Here is a 22,977-nt window from a genome sequence, read left to right as displayed (position 1 = left end):
GTGTTTTTATATTTGATAACTAAGTTTTAAATGAAAGCTCCTGCCCGGTCGCTGCACCCGATAATAGTCATATATATCCCGGTTTAACAGGTTCCTGGCTTCTGCGCCGATGGCCATTTTATTTTTTTGGAATTGAAAGGTAAAACCTGCATTTAATAGGTGCTGGTTCGGTATAATAAGATTTGAACTTAGATCCGCACTGCCTGATAATCCTAAGAATCCTCCAGGCTCAACCTCTTTAGGGATGGTTTCGAGATAGAACTCACGCATGAAATTGTAGTTCAAATAGACCTGAAGTTCGTTCTCTCGCTGAAATAGATCATGGTATTTTGCGGACGCAGCAAGGTTGGCAAAGAAATATGGCGTATTACGAAGCCGAGCCTTGTTTTTCCACGAATCCTGTGCGTTTTGGATACCAAATAATCTCAAGTCCTGCCATGTCGCATTCCCCGACAATTGATATTGCTCACTGATTTGGTACTTCATGTCTAGATCAACTCCATAACCACGGACATTCTCTTGGTTTTGATACTGTGCATTCGGTGCTTGAATAGGGACCAACAAAATCAATCCCTTTGTATTTCTATAGAAACTGTTCAGTTCAACTTTCAAAGGCTTCAAGAGCTGGGTATGGAGACCAAGGTTGAAATTTAAACTCTGTTCAGGGTTCAATTCAAAATTAGGGACGATAAAGATGTTGTTTCCAAAGAGTTCCTCCCGTTCCGGCAGTCTATAGGTATATTCTGCGGATGCCCTCAAGAAATTGTTTTCAGAAAACTGATATTTTATAGCTTCAGTGATCCCCCAATAATCTCCAGAAGTGTTTCTCTTGTCTTTTTCCTTGATATCTACGGAAAACCAGGTGTTCTGATATCCGTTCGCTTTGTAGACATAGTATTTTCCCATCAGCTGATTAGTCAAACGGTCTTGGAGTAACGATTGCTCATAGGATAGCCCAAAAACATGTTTCTGGTAAGTTGATGCCAAACTCAGGACATCGATGTCCGAACCTTCAAGTTTTACGCCAAGTGGGTCCTTTCCAGATCGGTTGGCCGAACTGAATACATAGTTTAATTCAACCTTGCTATTCGGACTAACTAAATAGCTCAAATTCGTCCTATTGACCCATTGCTTCTCGTCAATCTTGGACTGGGAGGGAAGTCGGCTTTCCCCTATATTGGCACCGGGCTTAAAATTGCCGAACCAATCATAATTACCCCTTAACGTATCAATCCGTTGTGTCTGCAGGATATTGTAGGAATTGAATTGATCAATACGCAATTTGTTATCCAGGAAGTTTGCTTTATACCGTATCGAAGGGGCAAGGGTTGCTTGGGTAGAGTGCAAAGCACCATAAGCATCGGTCATTAAGGCAGGATGTTGTTGTTCCTTATACAGATTGAATCCCGTTAAGCTGAACTTTAGTTCATCTGCCCATGATCGGTTCCGCATGCCCACAAACAGCTCACCCAGATAATGTCTATATGCATTATGAAATAGGGGAAGTCTCTGCGGTTCCTTGTTTTTGGTCTCTGGATTTACGACATCGACCAAGGCATCGTAATCATTGGCAGAATAATTATAGAAAAACTCACCACCATAACTCCATTTTTCATTCTTTGAAAGATTGGAAGCCATCAATCCAAGTCTATGCGTATTAAAAGAGCCCAGTTCATAATAGACTTTGGCATGTTTTCCCTGATTTTTATTAGTGACCAAGTTTACAGCCCCACCTAATGCATCTGAGCCTAATGAAACAGGCAAAACGCCCTTATATATTTCTACATGGTCCAGCATTTCAATAGGTAGAGAAGATAGGTTGTAGCCATCACCTAGGTAATCCAAAGGGATTCCATCCTTAAAGTATTTGATTGCCTTGCCCTGAAAACCATTTACGGATACCTCTGGGCGGCTTCCTAAGCCTCCATTCTGTCTCACCCTGATTCCCGTACTGCGGTTCATCAGGTCGCTCAATGATAAAGCTTGGCTGGATACAGCCCGTGTATCGATAAATATATTGCGGATTGCCGCTTGCTTGATTTTTTTGTTTTCTGAATTCCCAATGATGGTCACCCCTTCAATTTGAGCTACCTCCTGCTGTAGGGAAAACACTAAATGCAACTCTTCAAAACTGTTCTTAGTAAATGATCCCTGGTAGGGGATATAACCAATAGCTTTTACCTCAATAGTGTATTGCCCAGATTTTATGGACTCCAGGTAATAGGAACCAGTTTTATCTGTACTCCCCGCATATTCTGCAAAATGTATGCTTGCTCCATCAATTTTTTCCTTAGTTTGATCATCTACAACATCGATTTGAATCGAACTGCCCTGTTGGGCAAAAACTAAATTGTGACTAAAAATAGTTAGTAAAACTAAAATCGTATCCTTAATTAAACTCATCCTTTCTCCTAAATAGCGTTGATTTGCTGGTAAATATAGGCTTATTTATAATTAGTTTAAATAAAGTTTGTCATTTATTTAGAATCTATCTAATTTAGCTCCAAGTCAAAATGCTAAATGCAAACATTTAACTATGCCCAAAAAAATCATTGAGATAACAGTAAACATTCTGAACAATTGCGACCAATTTGTTGGTGATCCATTGTTCCTTGCTGGAACTTTCAATAATTGGGATACCGATCATTTATTGGTAGGAACAATCCCTGAAAAGGGGCAGTCTGTCCAATACCTGCTGCCCGAAGTACCAAGCGGAGAACTTGAACTGAAAATAACTCGTGGCAATTGGCAAACACTCGAAGCTACACAAAACGGCAAACTGAAATCGCCTCAAGTATTCAAGGTACAAAGAGACTCAGAAATCAATTTAGAGATAGAATCTTGGCGGGACCTTTTCCCCAAATCAACTGCGAGTAAACAGGTGCATACCCTGGATGAACATTTCTATTTTCCAGATTTGAATGTATATCGAAAGGTTATGATCTACTTACCCAAAGATTATTTTCATACTGACAAGCATTATCCAACCATTTATATGCATGATGGGCAGCATCTTTTCGATGAAGCTCGATCGATTGGTCGATCAGGACCTGTAGAATGGATGGTGGATGAATTCCTGGATGAAATTGATCCATCTACAATCGTAGTCGCCATAGATCATGCAAAGAATTATGAGTTAAGACAACAAGAATACCTTGTGCATCCCGTTCAGGGGACTAAGAATCCTTTGGGATGGCTGTACCTCGAAGATATTGTCCATACCTTAAAACCATTTGTGGACAGCAATTATAGGACTCTTTCCGACCCTTGGAATACCGCCATGGTCGGTAGTTCCATAGCAGGCCTGTTAACGCTGTATGCCGGGCTGAAATATCCTGGAGTGTTCGGTACTACCGCTGTTTTTTCCCCATCTATCTGGATGGACGAGTCAAATCTATACAGCTATTCTGAAAGCTTGCTGAAAAAAGGAACAGATCGATCTGACCAAGAAATCTATTTCTATATGGGTGATCGGGAAAGGCGCTTTCGGATGATGGACTCCCATAATAATATGAAAATTGACCTAGATTGCTATTTCAACTGGATAAAAGATATTTTTCCTGGAAAATTAACACTCAATATCAATCCTGAAGGTAAACATGGAGCCTATTATTGGCAAAAAGCTTTCGAAGAATTTTACCTGCACTGGAAATCAAGAATTAACTCCATATATATAAATAAGTAACTATGAACACAATTAACTTCAATCACAAGTGCTCAATCATTTCAAAAGCTCTATTCCTCAGTACAGGGTTATTCTTTTGTGGTACTTTGGCTTTCGGCCAACAGGTAGTGAAATCTTCTCATGCTGGAACAGGCGTTTATGAAGCGGTAATCAATACAAACGATGGACATATCTACGTGACTTCAGCTGGTTCTAGAGCTAATCCAGGCGGTGCAATCTATAAAATTAACCCCAAAGATTTGGCTATTGTGGATAGCATCAGTCTTAAAGAAAACCCTCCATTCGGAATTGGAATCAATAATAAAACCCAGATCGCCTATACCACAAATACAAGAACGAATTCGGTAAGTGCCGTGGACCTAAAATCTGGAAAGTTATTGGCAACCATTAAAAATGGAGCCGAAGAATCCCATACCCGTGAGGTATTGGTTGATGAAGAAAATAACCTGATCTACGTATCTGATGTAGGTGATCCTAGTAATATCTGGGTCATTGATGGAAAAACGAATACCTATTCCCATTCTTTGAACAACCTTGGGAAAACAGCCACTGGCATGACTTTCCTGAAAGGAACGGACAAGATCTATGTGTCTGTTATTGGTGATAATTCCATTTACGTTGTCGATGTAAAAAGTAAGAAAGTTGAAAAGCAGTTTCCATCTGCTGGTGAAGCACCGGTAAATATTACTTCGGATGGAGAGCGCCTATTTGTTACCAACCAAAAGTCTGGCACTGTAACGGTTTTAGGTCCTGATGGTAATTTGATCAAGAGTATCCCAACGGGGGATGGCGCCATAGGAATAGCCTTTGATAAAGTGAAAAACAGAATTTATTCTGCCAATCGCCAAACTGGTACCACGAGTATTATCGATGCCAAGACCTTAGAGGTGGTCGCGGACCTGCCTACAGGTTCTCGTCCGAATCATGTAAAGATCGATCCTAAATCAGGAGAGGCCTTTGTCATCAACAAAACCAAGGGTGGTAGACCAGTGGAAGGTCAGCCTGTGGAGGTCGACAAGAATGGCGATACCATCACAAAAATAAATTAATAAAATCTTGATGATTGCTATGTCCTGAACCGGATGGATCAGGGCATAGTTTCATTTTTTAGCATAGCATTTTTTTCGGTTTAAAGAGAGCCGTTGAAATGCTGTAAGGAGTTGGAGAAATTGAGTTTATTGAAGAATAAATACCTGCTATGGATCATTGCCATAGGGGTTGTTTTAGTTTTAATCTGGATATCCCTATTTACAGGGGTGAAGGATATCCATTATTCCGATCTTTCCTCGGATAGTGAAAAGATGCTGTTCTTTCTGATCAGCCGAATTCCTAGAACTTTGGCTTTGATATTGGTAGGAGCAGGATTGAGTATATCTGGTTTTATCCTCCAACAATTATCGCAAAACCGGTTTGTTTCGCCAACTACTTCTGGGTCATTAGAGGCCGCAAAAATGGGGATATTGACCGCATTGATCCTTTTTCCGCAATCCTCCTTGACCATTAGGATGATCTTTGCCTTGCTCTTTACATTCTTTACCTCTTTCCTGTTCATCTATTTTATCAGCAAGATCAAGCTGCGCAGCACTGTATTTATTCCGCTTGTAGGATTGATGTTTGGAAGTATCCTCAGTGCCATTTCAACTTTCTTCGCTTATGAAAAAGGTATAGTGCAAAGTACGCAAGAGTGGTTGCTCGGAGATTTTTCCTCCGTGATGCAAGGGCAATATGAAGCCATTTATATCATTCTTCCAGCGGTTATCTTGGTCTATCTGTTTGCCGAACGTTTTACCATTGCGGGTATGGGCGAGAGCTTTGCCAAGAATTTGGGACTTTCCTATAATACTATTGTCTATATAGGCTTGTTTACAGTCTCTATCGTGGTGAGTTCTTCCGTGCTTACCGTTGGAGCTATTCCATTTCTGGGGCTGATCATACCAAACTTGGTGAGTATGGTCTTTGGCGATAACCTTAGAAAGATTCTCCCAATAATAGCTTACGTGGGCGCAGTATTTCTCATCGTATGCGACTTGATCAGTCGGTTGATTGTCTTTCCTTATGAAGTGCCAATTGGGATGACAGTGGGCATAATAGGTGGAATTGTATTCTTGATCTTAATCCTTAAAAAGAAATAAGACCATGAAGCCAATCCTCAAATTTTCTCTATTGCTAGGCTTATTACTTATAGTAATTGGCCTATTCCTGTTCTTTAACATTGACCTTTCCAATAATTACGCAATCAGTAAAAGATCGATTCGACTCTTTAGCATGTTGATAGTTGGCTGTTCGGTCGCTTATTCTTCGATCCTATTCCAGACGATTACTAATAACAGGATTCTGACCCCCTCAATCATGGGTTACGAAGCCATCTTTATCTTGTTCCAGACTGTTATCGTCTTTATCTATGGGGATCGAACTTTTCAAGTCATCAATCAACAGGAGAATTTTTTATTTGCCGTGATCCTGATGCTAGGCTTTACTTTATTGATCTACCTTTTGATGTTTGGTAAGAATAAAAGAAGCATGTACTATCTCTTACTTACAGGGATGGTATTTGGCACCTTATTTTTGACCATGAGCCAATTCCTGCAGGTTCTGATTGATCCCAATGAATTTTCGATGGTACAAAACTTCATGTTTGTCTCCTTCGCCAAGATGAACAGTAAATTATTGGGCATTGCCGGGATTACCATGTTGGCAGCCATCGTCTATATCAGTTTTAACCTTCGATATCTCGATGTTATTGCACTGGGAAGAGATCATGCCATTAACCTTGGTGTCGATTACAATAAGATGGTCAAAAGATTTCTAATCTGTATCACCCTATTGGTTTCAGTATCCACAGCATTGGTCGGACCCATTACGTTCCTTGGAATTCTGGTCTGTAACCTGACCTATGAACTTTTTAAAACAAGAAAACATCAGTATATGCTCCCTATTTGTGCCGTGATTTCTGTGCTCTGTTTAGTATTGGGGCAGTTTCTAGTGGAACAGGTCATCGGATTTACCACAACGGTCAGTATTATTATCAATTTTATCGGTGGTGTTTATTTTATGTATTTACTATGGTTGACGAGGAAAAAAATAAGCTAAGCTTTGAAGCGATTGCCAAGCGCTATGGCAAAAAGGAAGTGTTGAAAAATCTTACCGGTGGTTTTCCACAAGCTAAGATTACCTCCTTGATTGGACCGAATGGTGCTGGGAAAAGTACCTTACTGTCAATAATAAGTCGCTTGATTAAGCAAGATGAAGGGCATGTGGCTTTCTATGAGAAGGAGCTTTCCTCCTATAAAGGAGCTGAATTGGCAAAAAAACTATCCATTCTGAAGCAGTCCAATCACCTTGAGTTGAAACTTACCGTACGGGACCTCGTTTCCTTTGGACGGTTTCCTTATAGCCAAGGTAAACTGAGCGAATTGGACTGGAGGAAAGTGGATGATGCCATCGCGTTTTCGGATCTAATGGAATTAAAAGATTCCTTTATCGATGAATTGAGTGGTGGACAACGACAAAGGGCGTTCATCTCCATGATCATTGCCCAGGACACTGATTTTATCCTGCTCGATGAGCCCCTCAATAATCTAGACATGAAGCATGCCGTCCATGTCATGAAAACACTGCGGAGGCTCGTGGATGAGTTGGGAAAAACGGTAATCATGGTCATCCATGAAATCAATTTTGCTTCCCAATATTCCGACCAAATTATTGCGCTGAAAAATGGAGAGATCCTTTATAATGATCAAACCAATAAAGTAATCGATGCGAAAATCCTGCATGAAATATTTGACCTTGAATTTAATATCATCGAAATCAACAATAAAAAAATCTGTAACTATTTCAATCTATAAAATGAATACGATGTACATCAATATATTAAGGCAATCCATGGCAATGTTAATCTTGCCTTTTGTATTCCTATCCTGCCAATCTAATTCACCGAGTCAAGACGATAAGGTTGTGAGTGACACACTACATATTGAACATAAATTGGGCAAACAGATCATTCCCAAAAATCCCAAACGCAGCGTTGTTCTGGATATTGGTGCTTTAGAAACAATGAATGAATTAGGGATTACGCCTGTCGGTGTGCCCAAGAAATTCCTTCCTTCCTACCTGAAGACTATCCATGACAATCCCGATGTGGCAGACGTGGGTTCTGTGATTGAACCCGACTTTGAAGCCATTGCTGCAACAAAACCTGAAATTATTTTTATTTCAACCCGACTAGAAAGATTTTACCAAGAAATCAATGAGATTGCCCCAACGGTTTTTATCGGAACTGACAATAAAAATTTTCTTCCCTCCTTTGAGAACAATGTCAAACTGATCGGGAGGATTTATGGAAAAGAGGAGTTGGCGACTGAAAAACTAGAGTCATTGAACAAGAAAATTCTTGCCGCCCAAAGCAAATTCCAACAGGATCCGCATCAAGCACTGTTCTTGATCTATAACAATGGGAAATTTAGTGCCTTTGGTAAAGGTTCAAGGTTCGGTTTTATCCATGATGTTCTAGGCATCAAGCCCGTTCTTGAATTGCAGGATGAATCTGTTCATGGACAACGGGTATCCAATGAATTGATTGCTGAAGCCAACCCTGATTATCTGTTTATCGTCGACCGAAATGCTGCGGTCTTAGGAAAGAAATCAAGTAAAGAGGAAGTGGAAAATCAACTGATCAAACAGACCAAAGCCTTTAAATCAAATAACCTGTTTTATCTCGACCCCAATGTATGGTTTATCTCCGGAGGGGGGATAACATCAGTGGATTTGATGGTCGATGATATCGTAAAACTTATTCAATAACAAAAAATGGAAAAGCCAATCATATCAAAACATGTTTTTAAGGTAACGGATAAACAATCTATTACCCCACATTATATTCGCGTGGTCCTGAAATCAGATGAGGAGATAGACTTTGATAAATGCACACCTGGTGCAAACAATAAGATCTTCATCCCTCCGCATGGAAAGAAGGAAGTTCAATTTGCCAGTTTTGATGCGCAAAAAGGGGAGTGGGTCATGCCTGATGAAGACGTGAAACCTATTGTCCGCACTTATACCCATCGGAAATACAATCCCGAAACGCAAGAAATTACGATTGATTTTGTAAACCATGGTGATAACGGTCCTGCCTCAACTTGGGCTCGCAAGGCTGGCCTAGGCGATCAATTGGGGGTTGCCATGAAAATTAGGGAAACTGTTCATTATCCCAAAGTAGACTGGTACCTTTTGATTGGTGATGCGACAGCGATTCCAGTTATCTGTTGTATCCTGGAAAGCCTTCCTTCATCAGCTAAGGGGTATTGTTTGATAGAAATCCCAACCGAGCATGATTTTCATCCAGAACTAAAACATCCCGGATTTGAATTTCAATGGTTAATCAATCCAGAGCCAGAAAAAGGAAGTACATTAGCTACCTTGGCTAAAGAGGTGCAACTACCTAGTGATCAATCGAAGTTTGCTTATGTAGCCTGTGAGTACAGTTCTGTAAAAGACCTTCGAACTTATTTCAAAGATAATCTAGGTTGGTCCAATAAAGATTTTTACGCATTCTCATATTGGAAAGCCGGTGTCGCTGAAGATAAGTCCGCCCAGGACCGAAGGGAAGAAAAGTCAGAATAATAAAATCATATTGTTATTAGCTTTCTCAATCAAATCTTGAAAGACGAGAAGTTTAGTTATTAGAATAAATGCAATTTGAATATCATAGGGATGAAACCTGTTTAATCATTCCAACTTTTTTGCAGATTTCTTAAAGAAAAACCACCCCTAATCGCAATTATAACAATATTGTTATCCAAGGGGCTGTGATAAAAATGATGGCCTAATAACCTGTTTTCAGGCTTCCCATTCATTCTATTCCCAATTTTTTTAAATAATCATTTAAAAATGGGATTATCTGCTTAATGCCTTTCAATTATTAACCTAATTCAGTAGTTTAGCGACAGACTAAATACCTAAATATATGAAATACTGGATCATTTTGCTGCTCTCCTGCGGCATGCCGTTTTTTGTACATGCACAGTGGAATTATCCCAATTTCGATGCATTGACAAAACAAATTCAAGATGTATCTTCAAACAAACTCGTGGAAAGAACTTCCATCGGAAAGTCGGTTGGTTCTGAAGATATCCCATTAATTAAAATCCAAAATGGAAAAACTGCAAAACCCACATTATTGATTGTTGCCGGTGTAGATGGAAAACATCCTGCTGGAGTGATCAATTCATTAAATGTGGCCAAGCAGATCTTAGCCCTTCCTAGCGATCAATTGAATGAACTATTGGCCAATAAATCCATTTGGATTATTCCTGTTCTAAATGTAGATGCTTATAAAAGAAATTCCAGTTCTGCAGCTTGGTATTCTGGAAATGCCAGGACCATAGACAATGATCGTGATGGTCGGATCGATGAAGACCCTGAAGTAGACCTAAATAAAGATGGTTTGATTTCACAGATGAGGATCAAAACGCCTGCAGGGCCTTACCGTTCCCATGCCAATAATGCCGATTACCTGGTTTTGGCTGAACGTAATAAAGGTGAATCAGGAACATATGAACTATATACCGAAGGACGTGATGCAGATCAAGATGGTGCAATCTCGGAAGATGGTAAATCAGGTGTCAACTTGGACAAGAACTTTACCTATGATTATCCATTTTTCGAACCAGAAACCGGGGATTATGCAGCTTCGGAGCCGGAAACCAGGGCAATCATCGATTTGATCTTCGAAAATCCACAAATTGCGGCCGTATTGCACTTCGGCTTGCAAAACAATCTATCTGTACCTGAACAATTCGATCAAAGAAAAGCTTCGGAAAGAATTACGAAGTCTTGGACCAATAACGATGCACAAGTTTCTGCATTTGTGAGCAAGATCTATAATGATGCCGTAAAACCAATGGGAGAAGCTCCAAAAATGGCTGCTGGTAAAGGAAACCTAAGTCCAACGATTTATTACCATACAGGTAAATTCAGCTTTGTTACGCCATCATGGTGGATTCCGACCATTTCGGATACGACGAAGAATGCTGGACCGAAAGTACCAGCAACAAACAACTCCGACCGTTTTGTGAACTGGGTTAAAAACCAAGGGATCCAAGGAGCAATCCTTCCATGGGCCAAGGTTAACCATCCGGATTTTCCAAATCAGGATGTGGAAGTCGGTGGGGTAGTGGAACGTTTTATGAACAACCCTCCTATAGCATTATTGGATGTTGCAGCAAAGATGCACAGCAACTTTGTGGTTGAATTGACCCGTTCGCTGGCCAGCCTGGAATTCTCAAGCCCGAAAGTGACCAATCTTGGCGATGATATCTACCGTATCGAAGTGAAAGTCTTCAATACGGGTGCCATGCCTGTCTATCCGGAAATTGCAGATAAGATTAAGCATGTTTCCAAAATGAAATCCATTATGGAATTGCAAAAAGGACAATCTTTCCTAAGCGGAAAACGCCTTCAACTTTATCCAACCCTTCAAGCTGGTGCTTCCAATACCTTCTCTTGGTTGGTCAAAGGAAAAGGTAAAGTACAGTTGACTGTTGGTTGCCCAACTGCCGGTGAGAAAACCCTAGATATTAACCTATAAAATCTGCCAAGAAATGAGACTATCATATAAAATATTATCACTTGCCTTAGCACTGAGTGTTTCGGCAGCCTTTGCCCAAAAGAAAAACGACGATGTCAGCAAGGAGATCGCCGGTCTACGGGCTGTTGGTTCGCCCTCCAATCCTAAAGTTCAAATGAATTGGAGCCGTTACCACGACCTAAAACAAATGGAACAGTTCTATAAGGACCTACAAAAAGCCTATCCTGACCTTATTAAATATGAGTCTATTGGGAAAAGTTATGAAGGCAGGGACATCTTTGTCCTGACCGTAACGGATTTCAAGGAAGGTAAACCCGAAAGAAAACCGGCAATGTGGATCGATGGTAACATCCATGCCAATGAATTGCAAGGGTCTGAAATATCCATGTACACCGCATGGTATCTCTTAGAAAACTATAATAATGTCCCGTTTATCAAAGATTTATTGAAGGATAAGGTGTTTTACATCGCGCCAACGATCAATCCAGATTCTCGTGAATACTTTATTTACCAACCGAACACCATGCACTCCTCTAGGACTGGTCGAAGACCATTTGATAACGATGGCGATGGACTGGTAGCAGAAGATCTATACGATGATTTGGATGGAGATGGCGAAATTGTCATGATGCGCCGCAAGTCCAAGACCGGAAGGTTTAAAGCCGATCCTGAAAATCCTAACCGTATGCTGATGGTGAAACCAGGTGAAGTAGGCGAATATGAAATGCTGGGTTTTGAGGGGATTGACAATGATGGTGATGGATTGGTCAATGAGGATATCACAGGAACTTATGACCCTAACCGTGACTGGGGATGGAACTGGCAGCCAAACTATGTACAGGGTGGTGCCCTCTACTATCCAGGAACCTTGCCTGAAACGCAAGCTGTCAAGAAATTTATCTATGCCCATCCGAATATCGCAGGAGCGCAATCGTATCACAACTTCGGAGGTATGATCCTGCGTGGTCCAGGAGCCGCAGATGATGAAAGGTTCTACTCAAGAAAAGACGTTCAGGTATATGATGCCCTAGGAAAGACCGGAGAAAAGATGTTGCCGGGCTATGATTATATCGTGATCCATAAAGATCTGTATACCGTGTTTGGTGGCGAGATCGATTTCTTGGCCCTGACCCGTGGTATCTTTACTTTCTCCAATGAATTGATGACTACCTACAAGCTTTTCAATGAAAAGTCCGAAGGTGGCCTAAGGAACAGTGATGAGTATTATGAGTTTGATAAGCTTTTGATGTTCGGAGATGCCTATGTGCCATGGAAAGAGTTTGATCATCCGCAATATGGTAAGATCGAGATCGGTGGAGCTAAGAAAAACTATACTCGTAACCACCCAGGTTTCTTATTGATGGAGGATGCACACCGAAATGCCGCATTTACCATTTACCATGCTTACCACATGCCTAAATTGGAGGTAATGGAATCCAGTATCAAACCTCTTGGTGGTAATCTATATGAAGTGAATGCAACGATCTGGAATACCAGGATTGTTCCTACACACTCAGACCATGATGTGAGACATAAGATCGAACGCCCTAACCATATCCGATTAGAAGGTGCACAGGTGGTAACAGGGATGCAGGTATTGAACGCTGACTTCAATGAAACGCTGGAGCAAAAGTATCAGCCACAGCAGATCGAAGTGCCTACTATTGATGGTATGAGCTCCGTGAAGGTAAGATGGATCGTAAAAGGAAATCCTAGTTCAGCGAAGCTGATCGTGGATAGCCCTAAAGGTGGATACCTTGAATATAATCTGAAGGACGCAGCGAACAAGTCCTAATCAAAAAAGCAACAATTTACAGATCGGTTTATACCTTGAAGCAGCAATCTACGGATTGCTGCTTTTGTTTTTTTTTGGGGGGAAGTAAGGTCATAGCGAAATCGTAATATGAGAAAACCATTGTTAATAAAGAAAGGATAGTTCCGAGATCTTTTGGAAAAAGCTCTCCTTTTCCAGGGTCACCCTGAGGAACGAAGGGTCTCGGAACCAAACATATCAAGTGTGTATTGGCGTACAGGTCCTCACTCGAAGATTGAGGATGACAGGGTCATGAGACAGAAACGTACATGCCCCCTTTACTTATCATTCAGAATGGTTTTAGCCTTTTTGTTATTATGTCTAATATTTAAAATAAAAACATATATAACACCAATATTGCTCAATCCTATAAGAAGGAACTCTTTTGTGTTTATGTTTTTTACTACATAAGAATAGATTACTAAAACTTCTAATAATATACAGCATATAAATGCTGTATATAAAAATGAATTTCTCATAATTTCTTATTTACGAGTAGGCTTCTGTAATAAGACATCCTACTATAATTCTATTGATCTATAATTACATATAATATAATAAAAACAGAGGAATATTACAGTTTATGACAAACATTATTTAAAGCCAATACCAAATAGGACTGATTAAATTGAATGTGTCAGCTGTTTTTTAGGTTGATATCCTGACCATGTTCGAGAATCATTCGAGACACATTCGAGAAAACCTTTAATAATATTCTAGCCATTTTCGGAATTTTCGGAATATGTCTCGAATAAGGTCAAAGCTATTCCCCTAATTTTTCTGCTGGTTAGGGTTCAGGAATCTTATAATGAAAAATTATTGAAGTGATTCTGTAGGATTTTACTCTTCATAGCATCTTCCAAGTCTCCAAAAGTGGATGGAGAATAGGGATTGGAGAACTGTCCATTTTCAATCTGGTAAATCACATCACAACTATTCTTCAGTGTCGAAAAAATATGTGAGGACATAAGGATAATTTTTCCTTTGTTCTTAAGCATCTTGATGATTTCCTCAAGGATTATAGAACTCTCCAGATCGATACCATTAAAAGGTTCATCCAAGATAATGAAATCATTCTGTTGAAAGAGAACCGCCATAATCGCCAATTTCTTTTTCATTCCTGTAGAATATTGGCTGATATATTCCTTTAAAGGTAGTTTAAAAATATTCTTTTCCTGAAGGTTTTTCAGCTTTATTTTCCGAGCATCCGCCATCAGATAGATATGTTCTTCTCCGGTGATCTTGGGTAAGAAATAAGGTTCCGCCGTTAAAAAACCGAGGTGATTCTTGATTTCCTTGTAGCCCGTCTTGATTTTTCCTTCATAGTCCTCCATTTCAGCCATGCACCTGAAGAAAGTAGTTTTTCCAGAACCATTCTCTCCGACAATGCCGTAGACCTTTCCAGGCTCAAAGATCACGTTGATATGCTTGAGGACTGTCTTGGAGCCATAGGATTTACTGAGGTTAATTACTTCTATCATGCTGCAGATTTTAAGTTTTGGATGGCTTTGTAATAATAGTAGGGGATGATGACCAGGACCAATGGATAAAAGGCAAGGCATAATCCTAGAACGATACTTTCTGAAACACTGACCTTTCTTGGAAAGACCGCATATTTGAGACAGATAGCAAAGGGAATCAGGAACAAACCTAAACCCCATACAATAAGTGCCTTCGTGATGTCCTCTGGGAAGATAACACAGAGCGGAATCGCAATAGGCAATAACAAAAGACTTAACTGTATTATTCCTCTCGTGAATTTGTGGAGTAGAAACGCCACTGGTTTTCTGTTTTGGTTCCAAAGAATTATCCCTGGCTCTATGACTTGATAATAGAGGGTTCCACAGATGCAGATGCAAAACATGCAGAAGAGTGCTAGGTTTTGATTACCATAGGCTAAACCAATATATGCCAAGACATATAAAATAATCAGAAGAAGCCAGGTCCTTCGGAAACCGATAATAAATTCAAAAGGGTATTTCCTGAACGGAGTTGGAAAGGTACCAGACCATAGGCTGTTTGTGGACACAAAAACGAAAAGTACAGCAATGGCCAATAGTACAAGGGCAAGATTAAGTTTGCCGAATATGATTAATAGAATGACCGTTCCAAAACTAAGGATCAGGTTTTCAAGGATCCTGATGAGATAATAGTCCAGGTTATTGAAGGTCATTTTGAGGAAGTCATTTCGCTGGTATTCGGCAAGGCTAAATAAAGCTTGAAAATTCAACAGGAATATGAGATAGGCTGCCCAATAGGGGTACTGTCTTAGTAAATAGAAAAAGGCGATATATACCAATGCGATTGCAGGAAAAATCAATAGCCATGGAAGACCGAAATCTTTCATCGATCTACAGATAATCTTCCACTGCAAATTGAAGTATGTCTTCATGCGCTTTAGGCTTTAGGCTTAACCTTTGTAATTAGTCAGAAATTATCCTGTTATGTTACAGGAGTCAGAGTAAAATATGATTTTAAACCAAAAAAGCAGTGTTAACGTCGGTTAACACTGCTTTTTTATTAAGTCTAGACCTCAAACAACTAAGAATATCGTCTTATGTCTATTGTCTAATTAAGAATTTCTTTTCAACTGTTCATCCAATAGTTGACGTTTAAGAAGTTGTTCTCTTTCCATAGATTTTTTTCTAAGGGTCTGAAGTTCTTCCTGAAGTTCATCTACGGTATGTTTGCTTTCTTCAGTGTCAACTTTAGCTTTTCTGAAGGCCGCTAAAATTCCAAATAAAGCAATCGCTAGCACAATGATGATCACCCAAACCATGGTATGGTAAGAGCTCTTGGAAAATTGGATTCCAAGGAAAGAAATGCTGTCGGTTTTTTGTTGTTCAGTTTGTAAAGCAGCAGATAGGTTGGTTACAGAATCTTGTAGGCTCTGTAGGCTACCTTCGGTAGAAGACGCATCGCCTTTCAATCCGGAAATTTGCTTTTTATAAATGCTCAAGGAGTCTTTAACGTTTTGACGGATGATATCAAGATTTGTCTTTCTGATAATCTTAAAGTCCTTGTCCTGGTTTCTAGATTGCAAATTCAAATAGACGAATTGGCTGTCTAGAGGAGCCGTTTTCAGTTTTTGTTGTAGGGTTTGTCCAAATAGGGGTGAACTAAATGCCCAAAACATTAAAAAAAGTGATAATAATCGCATAGTTATAGGGTATATTTCTTGCTTTAAGAGTCAAGTTTAGCAATTTAATTAGAATTACAAAAGAAATTCTAAAAATTGATTCAATAATACACTAATCTATTTATTTGATTAACCTTAGGTTAACAATTATTTGTCTTTCCGATTAAATTGGGAGGGTTATTTTGTAATATCTAATCCAATTCCTGAAACTGTTTCATCATTTGTAAAATACCTTCTTGTTTACTGCTAAGTATTGAATAATACCCAACTCTGGTTTATAGAATGGTAAAAGTTCTTAATAATTAGAGGTTTAAGATAATTTCGTTAAATTTATCATGATTATAAACTTCAGGACATAAATAAATATTATACCAAAAAATATTTTATCAACTCATTGATTTTAAGATAATTATTTGGTTGTCCTAAGCTCTAAAAGATTTATTCATTCCCGAAAGGGAAAATAACGCAATGTACAGATATGATTAATAAAACAGTATCTAATGCACAGCAGGCTATTGAGGGGATTCAGGATGGCATGACCATCTCCTTGGGTGGTTTTGGGCTGTGTGGGATTCCTGAGAACCTGATTTCAGCTTTGTTGGAAAAGCGGGTCAAAGACCTTACTTGCATCAGTAACAATGCCGGGGTGGATGATTTCGGTTTGGGCCTGTTGCTGCAGAACAAGCAGATCAAGAAAATGATTGCATCCTATGTAGGGGAGAATGCTGAATTTGAAAGACAGATGTTGAGTGGTGAGCTGGAGGTAGACTTAGTTCCACAGGGAACTTTGGCCACGCGTTTAATGGCTGGGGGTTACGGACTGCCAGTTATTTATACCCCTGCGGGAGTGGGGACCGAAGTAGCGGAGGGAAAGGAAGTAAGAAGGTTTACCTTCCATGGAGTAGAGAAAGATTATCTAATGGAATATGCTTTTGAACCTGACTATGCTTTGGTAAAAGCATGGAAAGGGGATACCGCGGGCAACTTGGTTTATCGTGGTACGGCCCAGAATTTTAACCATGCAGTCGCCATGTGTGGCAAGATCACCATCGCAGAAGTGGAAGAATTAGTGGAGGTCGGCGAGTTGGATCCTAACCATATCCATACCCCTGGCATATTTGTAAACAAGATATTCCAAGGTGCGAAGTATGAAAAAAGAATCGAACAAAGAACAGTAAGAAATAGAGAAGATAATGCGTAAAAAAGTATATATCGTTGCTGCCAAGAGGACAGCAATGGGAAGTTTCGGGTCATCCCTGGCCACCGTTTCCTCCACTGAGTTGGGGGCTACGGTCATCAAAGCTGTAATGGACGAAATTAAATTGGAGAAGCACCATGTGGATGAAGTCTATATGGGTTCCGTTCTCCAGGCGAATCTGGGACAGGCACCTGCCAGGCAAGCTTCAAAATTTGCCGGTTTACCCGACCATGTACCTGCCACAACCATCAATAAGGTCTGTGCAAGTGGTATGAAAGCGATTTCAATTGGCGTGCAGCAAATTCTATTAGGTGATGCCCAAGTGGTGATCGCTGGAGGAATGGAGAATATGAGCCAAGTTCCTTTTTATGATACAGCAGCTAGATGGGGTGCTAAATATGGCGATCAGAAATTAACAGATGGCATCCAAAAAGATGGACTAACGGATGTTTATTCGGATAAGGCCATGGGGAATTGTGGTGAACTCTGTGCGGAAAAATATGAGATCAGTAGAGCGGATCAAGATGAATATGCCATTCAATCCTATACCCGCAGTAAGATTGCCTGGGAGACGGGGAAATTCAAGAATGAAGTGGTTCCTGTAGAGGTAAAATCTAGAAAGGGTTCCGTCATGGTTGATGAAGATGAGGAATTCAAGAATATCAACTTTGAAAAGGTCAGTCAATTGAAGACATCCTTTAAAACCGATGGAACGATCACGGCTGCCAATGCATCGACTTTAAGCGATGGAGCTGCTGCGGTGATCTTGATGAGTGAAGAAAAAGTAAATGAGCTTGGCGTTAAGCCCTTGGCAGAGGTGATTGCGTATGCAGATGCGGAACAATCTCCGGAATGGTTTACCACCACACCAACAGCCGCTACCCAGAAAGTATTGCAAAAGGTCGGACTTACAGTGGATGATATCGATTATTTTGAATTTAACGAGGCCTTTTCGGTTGTTGCCTTGGCCAATGCCAAGCTATTGGACATTTCAGAAGACCAGATGAACGTTTACGGTGGTGCAGTCTCATTGGGGCATCCATTGGGTTGTTCCGGTGCTCGGATCATCGTGACTTTAACCAGTGTTTTACATCAGGAAAATGGTCAGTTAGGACTTGCCGCAATCTGTAATGGAGGCGGTGGGGCAAGTGCCATGATCCTTAAAAAGATTTAACCTATGTTGGACAAATTTGGAATAGCAAAACGAATTGCTAAGGAGATAAAGGACGGCTATTATGTCAACCTGGGGATTGGAATCCCGACCTTGGTTGCCAATTATATCCCCGACAATATCAATGTAGTTCTGCAAAGTGAGAATGGTTTGTTGGGTATGGGACCTTTCCCATTTGAAGGTGAAGAAGATGCAGACTATATCAATGCCGGAAAACAGACTATCACGACCTTACCGGGCTCAGCCTTCTTTGATTCGGCCATGAGCTTTGGAATGATCCGATCCCGAAAGATTGACCTGACTATCCTAGGTGCCATGGAGGTTTCGGAGAATGGTGATATCGCCAACTGGAAGATTCCCGGTAAAATGGTAAAAGGAATGGGTGGAGCCATGGATCTAGTGGCAAGTGCTGAAAATATCATTGTGGCCATGCAACATGTCAACAAAGCTGGCGAGTCTAAACTGCTGCCGAGTTGTACATTGCCCTTGACGGGTGTGAAATGCGTTAAGAAGATCGTCACGGAATTAGGCGTATTTGAAGTGTTGCCAACTGGCGGATTTAAGGTACTAGAACTCCATGATGGCGTATCCTTGGATATGGTAAAACAAAGTACCGCAGGTAAACTTTTTTATTAGAATAATGTCATAGATGAACGTCTATGACATTATTCTAAGACATAAGACAATAGACACAAGACAATAGACCGTTCAGCGCGCTAGGTCTTGTGTCTGTTTTTTTTAAAGTTTTTGTCATCCTGGACCGAAGGTTCAGGAACTGTACGGCAATACAGCCCGTTAAATCAGTAAAACCTTATTTATGCAATATTCCGATAAGTTTCAATCCTTTCGGCAGACGGTCTGATCTTGGTCCATCCTCTCATCCCTTCCATCCTGGTTCAAAACGTATGTATCTGAAACACTCCTCCCAATTTCGGTTAAGATTATATCATTTAATTTGTTATTAGATAGATTGGCTGCTGTATTATGATTATTGTATAAAATGTTTTTACAGTACAAAATCTGAAAAAACATTAACCTTTTTAATCTTTTATTTAAAGTTTCAGTGAAGATATGTGACTTAAGTTACATACAGCATGACAGTGCATAACAGTTGAATGAAAGAAATAAAATATCTTCGGAATAACTTAAAAACCTAAATCACTTTTTGATCACGTATGAATGCATTAGCAGGAGTAATATTTCATTTTATTGGTGGCTTTGCGTCTGGTAGTTTTTACGTTCCGTTTAAGAAAGTAAAGGGCTGGTCTTGGGAGGCAATGTGGATTTTAGGTGGTTTGTTCTCTTGGATCATTGTTCCTCCGATTGCAGCATGGCTGACAATTCCCAATTTTTGGGATATCATCAGCAATACAGGAAACCATATTTTAGGATATACTTTTCTGTTTGGTATATTATGGGGAATAGGAGGGTTGACCTATGGTCTAGGGGTGAGATATTTAGGGGTTTCCTTGGGGAGCAGTGTGATTCTGGGACTGAGTATGGTCTTTGGTTCCCTGATGCCGGCCATATATTATTTCTTCAATAGGACCGAGGGGAAGCATGGCATTGATTATTTCTTTACGGAGAACGCTGGAATCTGTGTGATGGTTGGCCTGTTGGTCTGTGTGGTTGGGATCTATTTATGTGGGAAGGCAGGTGTGCTAAAGGAAAGAAGTTTGGGAGCCTTGGGATCAGAAGCGAAGGCAGACTATAATTTTGGGTTAGGGATCATTGTCGCTATCGTATCTGGGGTTTTGAGTGCCTGTTTTAATTTTGGAATAGAATCCGGCAAACCCATGGCAGAAGTTGCCAATAATTTATGGAAGTCTGCCCATCCAGGTCAAGGTGAGTTTTTATACCAAAACAATGTAACCTATATCGTAATCCTCTGGGGTGGATTCAGCACAAATTTTTTATGGTGCCTGTACCTATTGATCAAGAACCATTCGTTTGTAGATTATACGAAAAGGGATACGCCAATTGGAAAGAATTTTTTGCTCTGTGCCATAGCCGGGACGACTTGGTACCTGCAGTTCTTTTTCTATGGGATGGGCGAAAGTAGATTGGGCAATGGTGCGAGTTCATGGATCCTGCACATGGCCTTTATCATTTTGATTTCCAATGCTTGGGGAATTGCCCTCAAAGAATGGAAAGGAGTTAGTAAACCAACATATACAGCGATCATAGCTGGAATAGCCACTATCATTCTGTCGATTTGTATAGTGGGATTTGCGAAAACATTAGAATAATAAACTAAATACATATAACTGTGAGAACATACAAACACGTTAATTATTTATGGGACGATGAGTACGCTCAACAGCTTGCGGGTGATGAGGTAGCTCTGTTATTATACCGTTCTAACATTTTAGGATCGGATTTAAGGATTACCAATTACGGCGGAGGAAATACCTCTTGCAAGGTAATGGATAAAGACCCCTTGACCGGAGAGGAAGTAGAGGTTATGTGGATCAAAGGTTCAGGAGGGGATATAGGAACATTGAAGAAGTCCGGACTAGCTGCTTTATATGTAGATAGGCTACGGGATCTTGAAAAAGTGTACCGAGGGATAGAACATGAAGATGAGATGGTTGAACTGTTCAATCACTGCATTTTTGATCTAGCGTCGAAAGCACCTTCAATCGATACCCCATTACATGGATTTTTACCATTCAAACATATTGATCATCTTCACCCCGATGCAGCGATTGCCATCGCGGCAGCCAAGGATGGCAAGAAAATTACCCATGAGCTCTTTAACGGGACCATTGGTTGGGTGGATTGGCAAAAACCAGGCTTTGACCTTGGATTGCAATTGCGTGAATGTCTGGAAGAAAATCCGGGCATCCGCGGCATCATGTTGGGTTCCCATGGTCTATTTACCTGGGGCGACAATGCAAAGGATTGCTATATCAATTCCTTGGATGTGATTGAAGCTTGTGCGAATTACCTGGAAGAAAACTACGGTAAGAACAGAGCAATATTTGGGGGGCAGAAAGTAGAAAGTCTGGATCCTAAAGGAAGACAAGTACAGGCGGCTAAAATAGCGCCTATTTTAAGAGGGTTCTGTTCCAGTGAACGCCACATGATTGGTCATTTCACAGATGACCACCGTGTACTGGAATACATCAACTCCAATGATCTGGAGAAATTGGCACCATTAGGTACCAGCTGTCCAGATCATTTCTTGAGAACCAAGATACAGCCATTGATCCTGAACCTGGACAAAGATGAGGACTTGAATGATGTAAAAGCATTGAAGGAGAAACTTGCTCCCCTGTTTGAGGATTATAGGGCCATGTATACGGAATATTATGAAACCTGTAAACACCCGAACAGCCCAGCGATCAGGGATAGAAATCCGGTGATCATCATTTATCCGGGTGTAGGGATGTTTGCCTTTGCGAAAGACAAACAAACAGCAAGGGTAGCAGCGGAGTTCTATACCAATGCGATCAATGTGATGAAAGGTTCAGAGGCGGTAAGTGAATATACATCCTTGCCTAGACAAGAAGCTTTCAATATTGAATATTGGCTGCTTGAGGAAGCTAAATTACAGCGTATGCCGAAACCGAAAGCCTTATCGGGAAGGATTGCCTTGGTGACAGGTAGTGCCGGCGGTATAGGCAAGGCTATAGCCAAGAAATTTGCAGAAGAAGGTGCTGTCATTGTACTGAATGACTTAAATGCTGAACGATTGGCTGGTGCAAAAAAAGAATTTGAAGCTGCTTTTGGAAATGACAATGTAGTCTCTGTACCTTTAGATGTAACCAATGAAGAGCAGATCAAAGTCGCATTTGAAAAAGCATGTTTAAATTACGCAGGTATTGACATCGTAGTAAACAATGCTGGGCTATCGATTTCAAAAACCATTGAGGACCATAGTACAAAGGATCTTGATCTATTATACGATGTGTTGGTGAAGGGACAGTTTTATGTCACTCAACAAGCTGTACATGTCATGAAAGCTCAAGGAGTAGGCGGGGATATCCTCAATATTGTGAGTAAGAATGCGTTGGTAAGTGGACCAAACAATGCCGGATATGGCAGTGCCAAGGCCAGCCAATTACACCTTAGTCGCTTAAATGCCGCAGAGTTAGGTCCAGACAAGATCAGGGTCAACGTGGTAAATCCAGATGCGGTTATTTCGGACAGTAATATCTGGGCCGGAGGATGGGCCGAAGGAAGAGCAAAAGCCTATGGTATATCTGTTGAAGAGTTGCCGGCTTTCTATGCGAAACGAACTTTATTAAATGAGGTGATCTTGCCGGAAGATATTGCCAATGCATGTTTTGCCTTTGTTGGCGGTCTGTTGAACAAATCAACAGGGAATGTACTGAATGTAGATGGTGGAGTTGCCATGGCCTTTGTGAGATAAGGGCCGTT

At 40.5% G+C, this 22,977-nt stretch carries 18 protein-coding genes; 14 read left to right on the top strand and 4 right to left on the bottom strand.

Going from position 1 to position 22,977, the window contains the following annotated elements; translation table 11 throughout:
• Positions 1–6 precede the first annotated feature (6 nt).
• Positions 7–2,403 carry a TonB-dependent receptor plug domain-containing protein gene (locus NMK93_RS15750; RefSeq protein WP_254529531.1) on the bottom strand — a complete coding sequence of 799 codons (2,397 nt, stop codon included), beginning with the start codon at positions 2,401–2,403 and terminating at the stop codon, positions 7–9.
• Between the two features lie 133 nt (positions 2,404–2,536).
• Here NMK93_RS15750 and NMK93_RS15745 point away from each other — a divergent pair, with 133 nt between their 5' ends.
• From NMK93_RS15745 to NMK93_RS15705, 9 genes are all read left to right on the top strand, one after another.
• Entirely contained in the window at positions 2,537–3,685 is a 1,149-nt protein-coding gene (locus tag NMK93_RS15745) for an alpha/beta hydrolase (protein WP_254529529.1), read from the top strand.
• Positions 3,686–3,687: 2 nt separating this feature from the next.
• Positions 3,688–4,734: a YncE family protein gene (locus NMK93_RS15740; protein WP_254529527.1), complete on the top strand. Its 1,047-nt coding sequence runs from the start codon at positions 3,688–3,690 to the stop codon at positions 4,732–4,734.
• Positions 4,735–4,827: 93 nt separating this feature from the next.
• Positions 4,828–5,817 carry an ABC transporter permease gene (locus tag NMK93_RS15735; RefSeq protein ID WP_237219521.1) on the top strand — a complete coding sequence of 330 codons (990 nt, stop codon included), beginning with the start codon at positions 4,828–4,830 and terminating at the stop codon, positions 5,815–5,817.
• A 4-nt stretch (positions 5,818–5,821) separates the two neighbouring features.
• Positions 5,822–6,775, top strand: a complete 954-nt coding sequence (locus tag NMK93_RS15730) for an iron chelate uptake ABC transporter family permease subunit (RefSeq protein WP_254529525.1) — start codon at positions 5,822–5,824, stop codon at positions 6,773–6,775.
• Positions 6,748–7,530: an ABC transporter ATP-binding protein gene (locus NMK93_RS15725; RefSeq protein ID WP_254529523.1), complete on the top strand. Its 783-nt coding sequence runs from the start codon at positions 6,748–6,750 to the stop codon at positions 7,528–7,530. Before NMK93_RS15730 ends, NMK93_RS15725 begins: the two co-directional genes overlap by 28 nt.
• A gap of 10 nt (positions 7,531–7,540) precedes the next feature.
• A complete protein-coding gene (locus tag NMK93_RS15720; protein WP_254529521.1) occupies positions 7,541–8,485 on the top strand; it encodes a siderophore ABC transporter substrate-binding protein in 945 nt (314 codons plus the stop codon).
• A 6-nt stretch (positions 8,486–8,491) separates the two neighbouring features.
• Positions 8,492–9,304, top strand: coding sequence for a siderophore-interacting protein (locus NMK93_RS15715; RefSeq protein ID WP_254529519.1), 813 nt, complete (start codon positions 8,492–8,494; stop codon positions 9,302–9,304).
• 343 nt (positions 9,305–9,647) lie between these two features.
• The gene (locus NMK93_RS15710; protein ID WP_254529517.1) at positions 9,648–11,270 is read left to right on the top strand and encodes a M14 family zinc carboxypeptidase; all 1,623 of its coding nucleotides are present in this window, start codon (positions 9,648–9,650) and stop codon (positions 11,268–11,270) included.
• Positions 11,271–11,283: 13 nt separating this feature from the next.
• Entirely contained in the window at positions 11,284–13,065 is a 1,782-nt protein-coding gene (locus NMK93_RS15705) for a M14 family metallopeptidase (protein ID WP_254529515.1), read from the top strand.
• An 821-nt stretch (positions 13,066–13,886) separates the two neighbouring features.
• On the opposite strand, the gene NMK93_RS15700 is transcribed toward NMK93_RS15705, so the two are convergent.
• The 3 genes from NMK93_RS15700 to NMK93_RS15690 all read right to left on the bottom strand — a co-directional run bounded on the left by NMK93_RS15700 (position 13,887) and on the right by NMK93_RS15690 (position 16,219).
• Positions 13,887–14,564 (bottom strand): ATP-binding cassette domain-containing protein, encoded by a 678-nt coding sequence (locus NMK93_RS15700; protein ID WP_254529514.1) that lies wholly within the window; start codon positions 14,562–14,564, stop codon positions 13,887–13,889.
• Positions 14,561–15,475 (bottom strand): hypothetical protein, encoded by a 915-nt coding sequence (locus tag NMK93_RS15695; protein WP_254529513.1) that lies wholly within the window; start codon positions 15,473–15,475, stop codon positions 14,561–14,563. The genes NMK93_RS15700 and NMK93_RS15695 overlap by 4 nt, the downstream gene beginning before the upstream one ends.
• 180 nt (positions 15,476–15,655) lie before the next feature.
• Positions 15,656–16,219 carry a hypothetical protein gene (locus NMK93_RS15690; protein WP_185213417.1) on the bottom strand — a complete coding sequence of 188 codons (564 nt, stop codon included), beginning with the start codon at positions 16,217–16,219 and terminating at the stop codon, positions 15,656–15,658.
• Between the two features lie 481 nt (positions 16,220–16,700).
• Between NMK93_RS15690 and NMK93_RS15685 the strand changes: the two genes are divergently transcribed.
• The 5 genes from NMK93_RS15685 (at position 16,701) to NMK93_RS15665 (ending at position 22,969) form a co-directional block, all read left to right on the top strand.
• Positions 16,701–17,423 carry a CoA transferase subunit A gene (locus NMK93_RS15685; RefSeq protein WP_254529512.1) on the top strand — a complete coding sequence of 241 codons (723 nt, stop codon included), beginning with the start codon at positions 16,701–16,703 and terminating at the stop codon, positions 17,421–17,423.
• On the top strand, positions 17,416–18,594 hold the full coding sequence (locus NMK93_RS15680) for a thiolase family protein (RefSeq protein ID WP_254529511.1): 1,179 nt from the start codon (positions 17,416–17,418) through the stop codon (positions 18,592–18,594). Before NMK93_RS15685 ends, NMK93_RS15680 begins: the two co-directional genes overlap by 8 nt.
• A gap of 3 nt (positions 18,595–18,597) precedes the next feature.
• On the top strand, positions 18,598–19,227 hold the full coding sequence (locus NMK93_RS15675; protein WP_185213420.1) for a 3-oxoacid CoA-transferase subunit B: 630 nt from the start codon (positions 18,598–18,600) through the stop codon (positions 19,225–19,227).
• Between the two features lie 539 nt (positions 19,228–19,766).
• Entirely contained in the window at positions 19,767–20,840 is a 1,074-nt protein-coding gene (rhaT, locus tag NMK93_RS15670) for an L-rhamnose/proton symporter RhaT (protein ID WP_254529510.1), read from the top strand.
• A gap of 20 nt (positions 20,841–20,860) precedes the next feature.
• Positions 20,861–22,969 (top strand): bifunctional aldolase/short-chain dehydrogenase, encoded by a 2,109-nt coding sequence (locus NMK93_RS15665; protein WP_254529509.1) that lies wholly within the window; start codon positions 20,861–20,863, stop codon positions 22,967–22,969.
• The last annotated feature ends 8 nt before the right edge of the window (positions 22,970–22,977 follow it).

The sequence above is a fragment of the Sphingobacterium sp. LZ7M1 genome (assembly GCF_024296865.1).
Classification (GTDB): Bacteria; Bacteroidota; Bacteroidia; order Sphingobacteriales; family Sphingobacteriaceae; genus Sphingobacterium.
The sequence above is the reverse complement of the archived record's forward strand: the minus strand, read 5'-3'. Positions and strand labels throughout refer to the sequence as shown.

Coding starts and splice junctions, on each gene's coding strand:
- rhaT (WP_254529510.1), top strand. CDS start 19,767: ATGAATGCATTAGCAGGAGTAATATTTCATTTTATTGGTGGCTTTGCG.
- NMK93_RS15710 (WP_254529517.1), top strand. CDS start 9,648: ATGAAATACTGGATCATTTTGCTGCTCTCCTGCGGCATGCCGTTTTTT.
- NMK93_RS15725 (WP_254529523.1), top strand. CDS start 6,748: ATGGTTGACGAGGAAAAAAATAAGCTAAGCTTTGAAGCGATTGCCAAG.
- NMK93_RS15675 (WP_185213420.1), top strand. CDS start 18,598: ATGTTGGACAAATTTGGAATAGCAAAACGAATTGCTAAGGAGATAAAG.
- NMK93_RS15750 (WP_254529531.1), bottom strand. CDS start 2,403: ATGAGTTTAATTAAGGATACGATTTTAGTTTTACTAACTATTTTTAGT.
- NMK93_RS15685 (WP_254529512.1), top strand. CDS start 16,701: ATGATTAATAAAACAGTATCTAATGCACAGCAGGCTATTGAGGGGATT.
- NMK93_RS15720 (WP_254529521.1), top strand. CDS start 7,541: ATGTACATCAATATATTAAGGCAATCCATGGCAATGTTAATCTTGCCT.
- NMK93_RS15700 (WP_254529514.1), bottom strand. CDS start 14,564: ATGATAGAAGTAATTAACCTCAGTAAATCCTATGGCTCCAAGACAGTC.
- NMK93_RS15690 (WP_185213417.1), bottom strand. CDS start 16,219: ATGTTTTGGGCATTTAGTTCACCCCTATTTGGACAAACCCTACAACAA.
- NMK93_RS15730 (WP_254529525.1), top strand. CDS start 5,822: ATGAAGCCAATCCTCAAATTTTCTCTATTGCTAGGCTTATTACTTATA.
- NMK93_RS15745 (WP_254529529.1), top strand. CDS start 2,537: ATGCCCAAAAAAATCATTGAGATAACAGTAAACATTCTGAACAATTGC.
- NMK93_RS15705 (WP_254529515.1), top strand. CDS start 11,284: ATGAGACTATCATATAAAATATTATCACTTGCCTTAGCACTGAGTGTT.
- NMK93_RS15695 (WP_254529513.1), bottom strand. CDS start 15,475: ATGAAGACATACTTCAATTTGCAGTGGAAGATTATCTGTAGATCGATG.
- NMK93_RS15740 (WP_254529527.1), top strand. CDS start 3,688: ATGAACACAATTAACTTCAATCACAAGTGCTCAATCATTTCAAAAGCT.
- NMK93_RS15680 (WP_254529511.1), top strand. CDS start 17,416: ATGCGTAAAAAAGTATATATCGTTGCTGCCAAGAGGACAGCAATGGGA.
- NMK93_RS15715 (WP_254529519.1), top strand. CDS start 8,492: ATGGAAAAGCCAATCATATCAAAACATGTTTTTAAGGTAACGGATAAA.